15 protein-coding genes and 2 pseudogenes are annotated in these 13,477 nt (G+C 31.9%); 8 read left to right on the top strand and 9 right to left on the bottom strand.

Translation table 11 applies throughout. The annotated features are described in order from the left end of the window. Positions 1-161 precede the first annotated feature (161 nt). The 5 genes from KZH69_RS08665 to KZH69_RS08685 all read left to right on the top strand — a co-directional run bounded on the left by KZH69_RS08665 (position 162) and on the right by KZH69_RS08685 (position 3,683). Complete coding sequence (locus tag KZH69_RS08665) at positions 162-416, top strand: helix-turn-helix domain-containing protein (RefSeq protein ID WP_219317041.1); 255 nt, start codon at positions 162-164, stop codon at positions 414-416. A gap of 306 nt (positions 417-722) precedes the next feature. Next, entirely contained in the window at positions 723-1,709 is a 987-nt protein-coding gene (locus tag KZH69_RS08670; protein WP_219317042.1) for a hypothetical protein, read from the top strand. 134 nt (positions 1,710-1,843) lie between these two features. Beyond that, positions 1,844-2,638 carry an HNH endonuclease gene (locus KZH69_RS08675; RefSeq protein ID WP_219317043.1) on the top strand — a complete coding sequence of 265 codons (795 nt, stop codon included), beginning with the start codon at positions 1,844-1,846 and terminating at the stop codon, positions 2,636-2,638. 180 nt (positions 2,639-2,818) lie between these two features. Next, on the top strand, positions 2,819-3,169 hold the full coding sequence (locus tag KZH69_RS08680; RefSeq protein ID WP_219317044.1) for a bleomycin resistance protein: 351 nt from the start codon (positions 2,819-2,821) through the stop codon (positions 3,167-3,169). Positions 3,170-3,338: 169 nt separating this feature from the next. Continuing rightward, positions 3,339-3,683 (top strand): hypothetical protein, encoded by a 345-nt coding sequence (locus KZH69_RS08685; RefSeq protein ID WP_219317045.1) that lies wholly within the window; start codon positions 3,339-3,341, stop codon positions 3,681-3,683. Positions 3,684-3,784: 101 nt separating this feature from the next. On the opposite strand, the gene KZH69_RS08690 is transcribed toward KZH69_RS08685, so the two are convergent. After that, positions 3,785-4,036 carry a hypothetical protein gene (locus KZH69_RS08690; RefSeq protein WP_219317046.1) on the bottom strand — a complete coding sequence of 84 codons (252 nt, stop codon included), beginning with the start codon at positions 4,034-4,036 and terminating at the stop codon, positions 3,785-3,787. 373 nt (positions 4,037-4,409) lie between these two features. On the opposite strand from KZH69_RS08690, the gene KZH69_RS08695 reads away from it, so the two are divergent. Genes KZH69_RS08695 through KZH69_RS08705 form a run of 3 tightly spaced genes read left to right on the top strand, consistent with a single transcriptional unit; the run spans position 4,410 to position 5,588 of the window. Next, on the top strand, positions 4,410-4,784 hold the full coding sequence (locus tag KZH69_RS08695) for an ArsR/SmtB family transcription factor (RefSeq protein WP_219317047.1): 375 nt from the start codon (positions 4,410-4,412) through the stop codon (positions 4,782-4,784). Next, positions 4,781-5,380: a mercuric transport protein MerTP gene (gene merTP, locus KZH69_RS08700; RefSeq protein WP_219317048.1), complete on the top strand. Its 600-nt coding sequence runs from the start codon at positions 4,781-4,783 to the stop codon at positions 5,378-5,380. Before KZH69_RS08695 ends, merTP begins: the two co-directional genes overlap by 4 nt. A gap of 1 nt (position 5,381) precedes the next feature. Continuing rightward, the gene (locus tag KZH69_RS08705) at positions 5,382-5,588 is read left to right on the top strand and encodes a GDCCVxC domain-containing (seleno)protein (protein ID WP_219317049.1); all 207 of its coding nucleotides are present in this window, start codon (positions 5,382-5,384) and stop codon (positions 5,586-5,588) included. 102 nt (positions 5,589-5,690) lie between these two features. Here the strand turns inward: KZH69_RS08705 and KZH69_RS08710 are convergent, their stop codons facing one another. From KZH69_RS08710 to KZH69_RS08735, 8 genes and pseudogenes are all read right to left on the bottom strand, one after another. Then, on the bottom strand, positions 5,691-7,859 hold the full coding sequence (locus KZH69_RS08710; protein ID WP_219317050.1) for a TonB-dependent receptor: 2,169 nt from the start codon (positions 7,857-7,859) through the stop codon (positions 5,691-5,693). A gap of 75 nt (positions 7,860-7,934) precedes the next feature. After that, positions 7,935-8,258, bottom strand: coding sequence for a DUF6660 family protein (locus KZH69_RS20675; RefSeq protein WP_369410648.1), 324 nt, complete (start codon positions 8,256-8,258; stop codon positions 7,935-7,937). Between the two features lie 199 nt (positions 8,259-8,457). Continuing rightward, a complete protein-coding gene (locus KZH69_RS08715; protein WP_219317051.1) occupies positions 8,458-10,494 on the bottom strand; it encodes a heavy metal translocating P-type ATPase in 2,037 nt (678 codons plus the stop codon). 37 nt (positions 10,495-10,531) lie between these two features. Further along, positions 10,532-10,999 (bottom strand): MgtC/SapB family protein, encoded by a 468-nt coding sequence (locus KZH69_RS08720; protein ID WP_219317052.1) that lies wholly within the window; start codon positions 10,997-10,999, stop codon positions 10,532-10,534. 132 nt (positions 11,000-11,131) lie between these two features. Beyond that, positions 11,132-11,464, bottom strand: a pseudogene (locus KZH69_RS08725) (YnfA family protein). Positions 11,465-11,579: 115 nt separating this feature from the next. After that, positions 11,580-11,774 (bottom strand): GDCCVxC domain-containing (seleno)protein, encoded by a 195-nt coding sequence (locus KZH69_RS20470; RefSeq protein ID WP_255557767.1) that lies wholly within the window; start codon positions 11,772-11,774, stop codon positions 11,580-11,582. Positions 11,775-11,849: 75 nt separating this feature from the next. After that, positions 11,850-12,188: pseudogene (locus KZH69_RS20475) on the bottom strand (MerC domain-containing protein); the annotation flags it as partial. 17 nt (positions 12,189-12,205) lie between these two features. Continuing rightward, complete coding sequence (locus KZH69_RS08735; RefSeq protein ID WP_219317054.1) at positions 12,206-13,474, bottom strand: efflux RND transporter periplasmic adaptor subunit; 1,269 nt, start codon at positions 13,472-13,474, stop codon at positions 12,206-12,208. Positions 13,475-13,477: the final 3 nt, after the last annotated feature.

Consider the following 13,477-nt stretch of genomic DNA (forward strand, 5'->3'; position numbering starts at 1 on the left):
CAAAATTACCAGTTTTCTAACGCGAGATTCTAAGCGAATGCTTCAAATATTTTATATGAAGAATCGCGAAATTATAATAATATCGTCAAATATAATAATTTTTTTAATAAAGCAATATATATGTTGCCTTTTTTATTTTAACAAAGTGCGAATTTTATCAAATGGATAAGCCTAACTTTTTAAAGGAACGAAAACTATTAGGAAAGAGAATTATGCAATTGAGAAATAATTGTATGAATGAAAAAACTGGGAAGAAAATTTCGCAAGAAGAATTAGCTCTAAGACTTGGATTGGCAAAAAATCACATTGGTTTAATCGAACGAGGACAAACAAATACAACAGTCGACGTATTATATGGAATCGCTAAAGAATTCAAAATAGACATAATATCGTTATTTGACTTTAACGAACTTTAAAAAAGATGCTATGAAGCATTTTTTTTTGCTTTATAACAATTACTTGTCAAATCGGGAGGAACTGACTTTACAATAAAAAAGTAGTATTTCATACATTCTATATTTGAGAAATGGAATGGTATGAAAAACAAAATCAATAAAAAGCTCACATTAATAATTTATAAGAATTAATTTCTATTTTAGCAAAACAATAAAATCTGGTACTTATCAAATCTATCTCTTCAGATTTGATGTGGAATTTACAGCGTCAAACCTACATGCAAGTTATTCGACACTTTGGCCGAACGAAACGAAAAATCAAAATTAATGATGAATTTATATTTAGAAAACTCTAAAATAATTGCTGAAAGAACAAAAATTAATAGTGAAATTATTTTAGATTTAGAAGATAATCCAATCAAAGATATTTATCTTAAATTATTTCACTTCTGTTATGATAACTTAAAAATTAACAGCCCTAAATTTGGAATTGAGCCATCATATTTTTTTTATTATAACAAAGAAAACTTCATTAATGCAGGCGCAACTCGTGATAATGGAAATTATATATTAATGATTTCTAAAGATTTAATTCAAAAACTTCACGAAAGTATATATTCAAATAATAGTATATTTAAAAATGACAGATTAACAAAATATGTTGAGCTATCAAATTTAATAAAAGTTGATTTCAATGAACTATTACTACAAAGCTCCACATTGTTTACATACTATCACGAGTTTGCTCATTTAGTACAAAAAAATGATGGGAATTTCTCATTTTTTGAAAATACTGAAAACTTGTTCATTCCTGAAAGTCATATTTTGGAATATGATGCTGATTTAAATGGTAGTCAATTCGTTTGTGGTCATATTTTAGATTATTATGAAACATTAAGTATTGAAAACCGAAATCACGAAAATCTAAAAAATTTATTATCTATTGGATTAGCAGGAATATTAATAACATTTCTCCTTTTCTATTACAGGGAATTTGATGATGACAAAAGTGTTGATGAATTTTATCTAGACAAAAAGTCTCATCCACATACTATGATAAGAATATCATATATTATTAGTCACTATCAAAATATTGCATTAGAAAATGGAATTAAAATTGAAATTGTCGAGTTTTTAAAAGAAACGTTTTTAATTAGCGATATTTTCTTTAAATCAAACTTATATATTAGTAATTGTTTAAAAATATATGAAGAAAACATTGAGCAAATTGATAATTATATATTTTCATTATATGATGAAGCTAGTAAAAGGAATAATTTAATGATGCAAAATCATATGAAATATAATATCTAAAAAGGCGATTGTAAAATAGCTACAACGGATTTGAGATGATTTTTCAAATCCGAAAATAGGGCTTAATTAAAGCACAAACCCGCTTTTTACTAGAACGTTAGGCGCAAGCAGCTAAAAAACAGCTAAGAATAATTATGGATAAAGAAATTAATCAATTTGAAAGAGCTGCATTAGGTTGGCAAATTCTCAAAAGAGTTTCATTAGAAAAAACTTTCATAACATATAAAAATTTTGGAAATGAAATTGGAGTTCATCATCGTGCAGTTAGATTTGTTCTTGATAAAATCCAAGATTACTGCTTAAATAATCATTTGCCTCCAATAACCATTTTGGTTGGAGACAAAAATGGAATTCCAGGAACCGGATTCACAGCTTGGGATGTTGATAATATTGAAGAAGGTTTTGAAAAAGTTTATAATTGCAATTGGAATAATTTGGAAAATCCTTTTAGTTATGCTATTACAGGAACAACAGAAGAGGAAATTGTAAATGAATTATTAAATGAGCCTGAGAAATCTAAAGAAACTTATAGCAAAATTAAAGTTAGAGGAACGGCTCAAATAATTTTTAGAAAAGCATTATTAAAAGCTTATGATTCTCGATGCGCTTTTTGTGATTTTAGTTTTAGTTTTGCTTTACAAGCTGCCCATATAATTCCTTGGTCAAAAGCTTCGAAAAGTCAACGTTTAGATGTTAGAAATGGAATATTATTGTGTGCTAACCATCATTGCTTGTTCGATAATGGTTTACTTACAATTAATAATGATTATTCAATAGCTTTCCAAAGCAATACGAAACATAAAGCTATTAGTAATTATGACAATCTTCTATCTTCTGCATTTCACAATCAAACAATAAAACTTCCGAAAAACGAAAAACATTGGCCGAACAAAGAATTTTTAATTGAACATAGAAATGCCAGCGCCTAACAGGTACAACGGATTTGGGCAATAGTCTTAATGGGAATTTGGTTTTGTATTTGGGATGATTTGGCAAATCCGAGAATAGGGCTAAATTTAGAGCTAAACTCGCTGTAGTAGAGTGACGCTAGCGGTCTTTGTTCTGGACGAATGGAAAACAGATAAACAAAAAAACTAACAAACATAATTATGCTTACAGATGTTAATCCAAAATTACCAATGCGTGACAAAGAAAGAACAAAAGATTACTACTTAAACAATTTAGGTTTTAAACAACTTGGAGATTATGATGATTATTTAATAGTTGCCAAAGACAAAATAGAAATCCACTTTTTTAAGTTTAAGGGACTTGATCTTAAAGAAAACTATGGAGGTATTTATATAAGAACTGACGATATTGACAAACTTTATCAATCATTACTTGATAATAAAACGAGCATCCACCCAAATGGAAATTTAGAAATCAAACCTTGGGGACAAAAAGAGTTTGCAATACTTGACCCTGACAATAACTTGCTGACTTTTGGACAAAGTATATAATGAATAATAAAAACCTAAATAAAGGAATAAAAATAACGAATCGCTAAACAGCAAGGGTTTCGTTGCCTGCTTAGCAAGAACAACGGAACCCGTTTTGAAGGTATCCAGAAATAATTTAAAAAAAAATATTGTATCAAATCAAATACATTTAATTTCTAATTAAATAAAAATGATGGAACTAATTAAAAGTGAAAATTTAAAGAATGTACAAACTTGTAAAATTGTACATAAGAAATCTGGATTGTTTTATAACGGATATGATGAACATAATCAATCAAAAGGAAAAAATACACTCTCCCTCACAAGCTATAAAAGATATCTAATCTTTAATAAGAATGATGATGAAATTTTAGCTCAAGCTTTTGAAGGACATATCATTATTAGAAATGACGGAATCAAATATATGAGAAATGTAATTGTCTATACTGGTAGTGGAATACATGAGATTCTCGACAAATATTATCAAAACTATGATTATTTACCTGTAGCAGATTTTTGCGTTGAGAAATTATAGGAAATAAATTACCATATTAACTCCATAAAATAATAAGGTCTACGTCGAGTATGTAAGAACAAAGAGATGAAATCTGAGGTGAACGAAACCGATGACAAGTCTTATTTACGCGACTTTATTTCTTTTATCATACGTTCTAGTTTTGCTTGCTGTTGTTCGACTTTTTCATAATACTCCTTTTGTCTTCTCTCAAAAATGACTTGTTTCACACGAAGTTCATTGTTTACTCGAACAAGTTCTTTCTCCAAAGTGAGAGTTTTATTGTGATTATAAATCAATAGAATAAATAGCAATGTAATACTAAAGAGAAAAAAACGATATTCAGATATTAGATATTTTATTTTTGACAGCATTTTGTACCATTTTAAAATGTTCTTTTTTTAAAAATCCAGACTAAGGTAAATGTATTACAAATTACAAAAAAAATTATTCCAAACTAAATTTTGTTTTTTTTTAGATTGTGCATTCAAGTATATAATTGCTACGTAAGAATATAAGTTAGCCAATCAAAGATGGGCATTTTCTTAATTACCGGAATTGCCATTTTATCATTGAGGGATAGAGGTTATAATGGTAGTTGGAAGGATGAAAAGAAGAAATAATGAAAAATGCTGACATTTAATTAATGCAAGGCTACGACTACACTCCCCGACAAACAAATTGATTTTTTTTGAAGTTTTATATTTAAGTAATTGCTTAAATAAGCAAATTAACTATGTTTGCATTATGGAAAATAATTCTTGCATACGACAACAAGCAGATATCAAACAAATAAATCGCTGTAAAGACCGAGTTTTTGAGCTCAACGGGTCGTTTGACTATTTATCGAACGGACTTGAATTGGCGGGAAACAACGTAAGACTGAAAATTCTATTTCTGCTTTATGAAGAAAAACGACTTTGTGTTTGTGATATAAGCGACATTCTCGGTATGACAATTTCAGCAGTTTCGCAACACTTGCGTAAACTCAAAGACAGAAAACTCATTGAAACAGAACGAGAAGCTCAAACCATTTTTTACTCATTGACAAAAGAGTATGAAAAAATGCTGAAACCGTTTTTTAAAATGCTTGAAGAGAACAAAATTTTAGAAACAATATGAAAACAGATAACAAGCTAATCGGGGCAGGACTTTTGTCAGCAATTGGGGCTTCATTGTGTTGTATTACACCAGTCTTGGCTTTAATCGCAGGCACAAGCGGATTTGCTTCAACTTTTTCTTGGCTCGAACCTTTACGACCGTATTTTATCGGTTTAACAATTTTAGTGCTTGGTTTTGCTTGGTATCAAAATTTGAAACCTAAAAAGCAAATTGACTGCAATTGTGAGACAGAAGAAAAACCAAAATTCATTCAGTCAAAAATATTTTTAGGAATTGCAACAGCATTTGCAATAGTTATGCTTGCCTTTCCATACTATTCAACCATTTTCTATCCAAAGACAGAAAAGCAAATCATAATGGTGGTCAAATCAAATATTCAAAAAGTAGAATTTACGATTAACGGAATGACTTGTGCAAGTTGTGAAGGACACGTTAATCACGAAGTAAATAAATTGATAGGAATAATAAGTTCAAACACTTCATACGAAAACGGAAGCGCAATCGTAGAATTTGACAGCTCAAAAACTAACATTTCTGAAATTGAAAAAGCAATAAATTCAACAGGATATTCTGTAACCGACAAAAAGGAAAATTAAAATGGAAATCAAATTACAATCAATAATCACTTGTCCTAATTGCGGACACAAGAAAGAAGAAACAATGCCGACAGACGCTTGCCAATATTTTTACGAATGTGAAAAATGCAAACAAGTTCTTAAACCAAAACAAGGCGACTGTTGCGTATATTGTAGTTACGGAACTGTAAAATGTCCGCCAATACAAGTTGGAAATGGGTGTTGCTAAACTTCAAATATACTTTTAAACCGCAAACGATCTTAAAAGCACAATAAAAAAGCCTGCAGAATCTGGGTTTAATCCTGCAGGCTTTGATTCTTTATGAGATATCTAAATTTTTAGTTTAATTCCAGCATTAACAACAAATCCGTCCAGCGGAGCATAGATGTCTTTAAAGACAGGATTTGAAATTGGCCCAGTATAAATACTTCCAAATTTTGTTTGTCTGGTATCAGTAAAATTTTCGAAATTGGCATAAACTGAAAAATTTTCCCAAAGCTTTTCAACCATAAAACCGAAAATCCAATACTCTCTCCCAATAGTGCCGTCATTAAGTTTTTGAGGACTGTAATAGTAAGCCTCTAAACCAGCTTTCCATTTATCTTCTACTTCATACATCAAAACATTATTCAATCTGTGTTTCGCAGTTAAAGGATTTTCAGATTTTATCCCATTATTATCAATTGATGCATCAGTATAAGTATAACCCAGGAATAATTTGAAATCTTTATATCCTAATTTGACATTTGTTTCGGCTCCTTTTGTGTTTAAATAACCATCAACATTTACAAACTGATAAATGTTATTAGGGAGTGAAGTCAAGATTAGTGGACTATCAACATTCGTATAGAAGAATAACTGATTCAATGATAAAGATATATCTTCGGTAATATTAGTTTTATAATTCACATCAAAGTTAAGGCCGTAACTTTTCTCAAGCGTATTGAAATCACTATTAATAGGCAGTACATTTCGGTATTGTATGCGCTCGCTTTCTTCAGTAAAAATGGTTGGCGTTTTGTAACCTAACCCACCACCAAGTCTGGAAGTAAATTTAGAATTGATTTTAAATAAAGCCGAAATTCTTGGCAAAAAAGAAAATCCATAATCAACAACATAATCGCCTCGCAGACCTGTTTCTATATCCAGCCATTCTTTAGCTTTTACAGTATTTTGAATGAAAGCACCATAAGTTATTTGGTTATAATTTCTTAGAGGAAAGGCTGTTTTGCTGTCTTCGGTAAAATTATCTGTATATAAATTTGCGCCGGTAACCCATTCTGCAATATCCCCATTTTTCGAATAGCTAATTTCAGAAAAGGTACTGTTCTGTAAACCGTCAAAAACATAATCAGGTATGGTTATGACACGGCTGAAATTATTGAAACTGTTCTTAATTGTCAAAGATTCTTTCTCGTTGAATTTATGCGTAAGGGTAAATTGAGTGCTAATTCTCTGCGTTTTGTTCTTTTCAAAGTAACTGTCTGGATATTGGCTTTCGTCTTTGATATAATCAATGTTTCCGCCTATACGGTTTTCAAAAACCGTATTTACGCCAAAATTAAGCTTTGTGTTCTCATTAAAATTGACAAATAATTTTGGATTAAAATTATAACGTTCAAATTTTGGAATAGCAGTAAGCTGGATATCAGCAGGATCATACGGAGCATTTCGATCATGTGAAGCAAAAACTGTCAATCCAATTTTATTAAACTGTTGAGAATAAAACCCATTGATATCCAGTCCAAGAGCAGAGGTTCCATTAATTATAAATCGTAATTCTCTTTCTTCAGTCGGAGTTTTGGAAACAAGGTTCACTAAACCTGCAATTGCCCCGCCTCCATAAAGTGTAGAAGCAGAACCTTTGATTATTTCCACTTGTTTTAAATCTAAAGGGGGTGTTTGTAATAATCCCAGTCCGCTGGAAGCCCCGGAATAAAGAGGAAAACCATCCTTTAAAATTTGAGTATATCTTCCGTCCAATCCTTGGATTCTAATAGAAGAGTTTCCAGAAGTTGCAGATGTCTGCTGAGTTTGTATTCCTGTACTTTCGTTAAGCATCATGCGGATATCCCCTGGTTTCATATTGGCTTTTTCTTCGAGTTCTTCTCCTGCAATAAACTCTACTCTGGTCGGAATGTTACTGATGGTTCTTGTTCCTCTGGTTGAAGTGACAATAATTTCATCCATTTCTTCGGCTTCGCTTTCTAAAGCAATCTCAAAAAATTCATCCGCAAAAGGTATTGTAAATGATGTTTTGTGTTTCTTATAACCTTCTAAAGAGAAAGAAATTGTATGTACACCTTCTGAAATATTTTCAAAAATAACAATACCTACATTATCGGATGTAGATACCAAATTAGTTCCTTCTATTTTAGCTGATACATCTTTTATTGATTCATTCGTTTCAGCATCTTTTATATGGAATTTGATTTTATTCTGAGCTTGCGCCGTGCCAATAGTTACTATTGTCACAATTAAAAAAATATATTTAAGCATTTGTAATTTCTTAATATTAATAAACATAACATATCTGTCCGATCTCAAAATCAGACAAATCAAAAGTTTTATATATTAGGAAATCTTTGGAGGCTCCCAAATTTTACAGATAAAAGAAGAATTTATAAATTTATCATACGCTGTTGGCTGTACTATTTCGTCTGTTGTAAAATCTAAATTTTTACTAAAATAGGCAGAAATTAAATTTATTGTGAACCCAACACAGGTGCCACACGAATAAAACGGAGAACACTTTCCGTTACAATCGTTGCCACAATCATTTGAATCCTTTTCACAATTTTTCTTTATGCCACATTCTGAATGATTTGCATATGCAGAGCAAGGCACTGTTGAAAGAAACAGTACAATAAACGATACTATTGTTGCAAATATTTTCACATTGCGAATTTATAGATATTATTTACTACAAACTTATTTTATTCTATAAATAATATTCCAATAGTTTTTTTTAGTGTTTCAATTGTTTTTGATAGCATATTACCAGATTTTAAAATGCCTCTTTTGAAAAACAACAGAATAGAATAAATGTATAAGTCACTCCAATAGATTTAATTACAAACTCCTTTATTGATCTACCCTAAAATTTCATTCGCTGTATTCTAATTGCATTCAAAATAGCTAACATTGCCACTCCTACATCAGCAAAAACAGCTTCCCACATTGTGGCTAAACCTCCTGCGCCAAGAACGAGAACAATTGCTTTTACAGCAAATGCCAAACCAATATTTTGATAAACAATTTGTTTGGTCTTTTTACCGATGTTTATGGCTGTATAAATTTTATAAGGTTGGTCGTTTTGAATGACAATATCAGCCGTTTCAATAGTGGCATCACTTCCTAAACCTCCCATTGCAATACCGGCATCGGCGAGGGCTACCACTGGTGCATCATTTACCCCATCGCCAACAAAAGCAATATGAAGATGTTCATTTTTGAGTGCTTCTACTTTCTCCACTTTGTTTTCAGGTAATAAATCCCCAAAAGCCTGGTCAATGTTTAGTTCTTTGGCAACAGCATCAACAACGGCTTGTTTGTCGCCTGACAGCATTACTGTTTTTACATTTATTTTGTGTAAACTTTCTATAGCTTCTTTTGCATCTTCTTTGATTTCATCGGCAATCAAAAAGTAGCCGGAATATTTTTGATTGATGGCAATAACTATGATTGTAAATGGTGTATTGTCAATTTCAACATCATAACTAATATTGAATTTCTTCATCAGTTTTACATTTCCTGCCAATATTTCGTTTCCATCGACTTTTCCTTTTAGTCCGTGTCCTGCAATTTCTTCTACATCGGTAACAGTTATGTTTTTCTCTGTTCCTTTTGCGTATTCTATAATAGCGGTTCCAACGGGATGAGTTGATTTGGTTTCTAATGCTGCTGTAAATTTTACTAAATCGGCTTCGGAAATATCCATCGCTACGACTTTTTGAACTTTGAAAACACCTTTGGTCAGTGTTCCAGTTTTATCCATAACCACCACTTGAATAGATGCCATAATATCTAGAAAATTGGATCCTTTGACCAGAATTCCGTTTTTACTTGCTGCACCAATTCCGCCAAAATATCCTAACGGAATTGAAATTACTAACGCACAAGGACAGGAAATAACCAAAAAGATTAAGGCTCTGTACAACCAATCACTGAATACATAATTATCGACAAAAAGCATTGGTAACACGCAAATTACAATTGCTAAAAAAACAACTATTGGTGTGTATATTTTGGCAAATTTTCTAATGAATAATTCGGTTGGTGCTTTTTTTGCTGTTGCTTCCTGCACCATTTCAAGGATTTTAGATAATTTACTATCGGTGTAGGCAGTTGTTACTTCGACTAAAACAACTGTATTCAGGTTTATCATTCCGGCAAGAACGGTTTCGTCTTTTTGTTTGGTATCTGGCTTGCTTTCTCCTGTTAGGGCTGCGGTGTTGAACGAAGCTGTATCAGAAAGTAACTTTCCGTCTAATGCTAATTTTTCTCCTGGTTTTAATTGGATGATTTCTCCAATAGTAATTTCAGAGGCTTTTTTAGAAACAGCATTTTCACCTTCCATTACAGTTGCAGTATCTGGCCTTTGGTCTAATAGTGCCTTAATGTTTGATTTTGCTCTTTGAACTGCTAATGTTTGAAATACTTCTCCAACTGCATAAAACAGCATTACTGCAACACCTTCGGGATATTCGCCAATGGCAAATGCACCAATGGTAGCAATGCTCATCAATAAAAATTCCGAAAAGACTTCTCCTTTACGAATGCTTTCAAAAGCCTCTTTAATTACAGGAAGACCTACAGGAATATATGCCACAATGTACCAACCAATTCGTACCCAAGCTGTAAACCAAGTTTGTGGAAAATAGTTGTCAAAACCAATGGCAATAAGTAATAATGTAAAACTTATGATTGCTGGCAGAAACATTTGAAAGATAGATTGGTTTGTCTCTGAATGTTCGTGACCATCATCGTCAGAATGATTTTCTGGCTCATTATGAGTAGAACAACATCCTGTTTGATTATTGGTTTTGCTGTTTATTTTTTCTTCCAGTGTGCAGCAAAGCTGTTTGCCGTTTACATCGTATTTGTGTTGGTGTTTTGGGTCTGTATTTATCATTTTTTAATCGTTTAAAATTAATTAAGTATCTTTTAAGTTAATCATTTTCGTTTTCCTTGCCGTGTTTGTTTATCATATTTTGCTTCCATTTTACATACCACTTTTGATGATGTAATGAAAGTAAAAAATACAATGCCAATGATCCTATTATAGCAATAATGAACATATTCAATCCTACAGCAACACCAACAGCTGAAGTACACCATACTGTTGCTGCTGTTGTTAATCCGTGTGATGTTCCTGCACTAGAATTGCGATAAATAATTCCAGCACCCAGAAAACCAACACCAGTTACAATATTTGCAATTACTCTTGAAGTGTCGGCCGGATTATTGACCAAATGTGCTGTAATGGCTGTAAACAAAGTTGCTCCGATACAAACGGCTGCATAAGTTCTTATTCCAGCATCACTACCGTGTCTTTCTCTATCTAAACCAATAAAAGCCCCTAACAAAAAAGAAACAATCAGTTTAGAAACAATAATTAATTCGGAATTTATATCCATAAATTTATGTATAATTAATTTTAAATAGTGTATTACTTGTTATCGGTTGTAATATTATGTTTAATTCTTCTTTGAGTGTACAATAGATTTTTTTCAGTTTACATCGTTTTTGAGTTAGTGTTTCATAATTTTTTATTTTCTTGGTATATATAGAATAACAGGTATGCCAATAACTATAATAGCAGTACCTATCAAATCGTATTTGTCAGGTTTAAAATTATCAATCTTCCAGGCCCATATTAATGCCATAACAATGAAAATCCCACCATATAGAACATAAGATTTTCCAAAAGAGGCAGTTTGCAAAGTCATTACATATCCATATAAAGCAAGAATTATTGCTCCTGTAACACCGTACCAAACGGATTTTTCTTCTTTCAGTCAAAGCCAAACAAGATAACCTCCGCCAATTTCACATAAACCTGCAAGAATAAAATAGACTATAGTTTTCATAAATGGAATCATACTATTTTATAAAACCCCAAAATTGAAAATGCTAAATTCTATCAAACTGACTTCATTTGGGTTTCGGATTGAAAAAACATTTTCAAAATGGGGTTTGTTTTCTATATTTATTATGTTAGCAACAATTATCACCCGCTTGTATTGGTGGGCATTTTACTGTTCCATAACTGCAATAAACACAGCAATCACCTTCCAATGGTTTGAGTATTGTTTTACATTTTTCACATTCGTAAAAATACTGACAAGCATCAGTTGGCATTAGCTCATCTTTTTTATATCCACAATTTGGACACGTTAAAGTTGATTTCAATTCAACCGTTTTCCCTTCATAGGTTGTACACGTTTTGCAATTTCCGTGAAGTTTATTTTGGTAATAATTTACGATAGTAGCAATAAGAAGTCCAAACATTCCAACATAAATTAAGTAAGTTGGATTTTCTATTTTGCTAAAATAGTAAGCAAAGAATATTAAAATTCCACTCGGAATAGCAATTCGCAAAGGGTACAAACAAAGATGTTTTCGGTAAGAAATGTAAAGTCCACCGATTGCAATTAAAACCATCGCTTGAAAAACCCACATTGTCCAACCTCCAAATAGTTCTATACTTCCAAGTCCAAGTGCTGATGCCCCAAAAGCAAATAATGGAAAACAGCAAGGGGAAAATAGTGCCGTAATGAAAAGTCCAATTGTCCCCAATTTGTCAATGTTTGATTTTAGTTTCATATTATTTTTTAAATCAATTAATGCTCGTGTTCTCCGCCACCTTTCATAGCAGAAAGCAAATAAAATGCGCCTTTGATTACAATTTTTGCGTCAGCAGGAATTTCTTCAACAAATTTCACTTCGGTATAACCTAAATCCGTAGTTCCAGGTACAACTTCAATTGCTTTGAAATGAATTTCGTTGTGTCCTTCTTCTTCGCCTGCTGTTTCTTCAGAATGTGCTTCGCCTTCTTTATGCGCATGAGCTTCAGGTTTTTTAGCTGTAGCCTTTTCTTCGTGTTCTTCCTGAATGTAAACAAAATATTTATCGCCATTTTTTACTACAGCATCTTTTGGCAGGGCAGGAACAGTGGCATTTTTAATACTGATATTGGCAGAAACATACATTCCCGAAATTAAATCCTTGGAATCAGCCGGATTAATTTTGGCGTGAACGGCTACGGTTTTACTTTCGTTTGAAAATGATTTATTGATCCCAAATATTTTTCCTTTTATAGATTTATTTCCTTGATTTGTTAAGATGAAGTCTATCGTTTGTCCTACGGCAATAGATCCTAAATCTTTTTCATAGACATTCAAATCCAAGTGCATTTGGCTATTATCAACTACTTCAAAAAGTGTAATTCCTGTTTCGGCAAATGCGCCTTTGGCAATATTAATTTTCCCAATATAACCTGATATCGGCGAAACTATTGGTACCACACTTGATCCTTTAGTACTCATATTCAAAGCCTGTAATTTATCTTTAGATGCTTTAGCTCTTGCTTTTTCAATTGCTAATTTTGCTTTTACTTCCTGTAGCAATTTTCTAGGATTTACATCTTGGTCGCTTAATGTTTTCTGACGATTGTATTCTAATTGCAGGTATTCAATATTGGCAATAGCCGAATTATAATTTTCCTGCATTTCAACTACTTCCAGGTTTTGAATGGTAGCCAATACTTTTCCTTTGTTTACATAAGTACCTTCAAGAACTAAAATATCTTTAACCGTTCCACCAATTAAAGTAGAAACATTTGCCATATTTTGTGGTGGAACTGTAGTGTATCCATTGGCTTTAATCACTAAATTCAAATTTCTATTTTCTACAGAACCTGTTTGAATTCCAACAGTTTTGTATTGTATAGCAGTTAATGCTACTTCATTTTCTGATTTTTCTTCTTCGTGAGCTGCTTCTTCTGTTTTCTTTTCTCCACAAGAAGTAAGAAGTAAGAGGCAAGAAGTAAGTAGTAAGAGTGTGGTTTTAATCTTGATATTTGAAATTGTATTTATCTTTATATTTTTCATTGT

It is taken from the genome of Flavobacterium taihuense (assembly GCF_019351435.1).
GTDB lineage: Bacteria > Bacteroidota > Bacteroidia > Flavobacteriales > Flavobacteriaceae > Flavobacterium > Flavobacterium taihuense.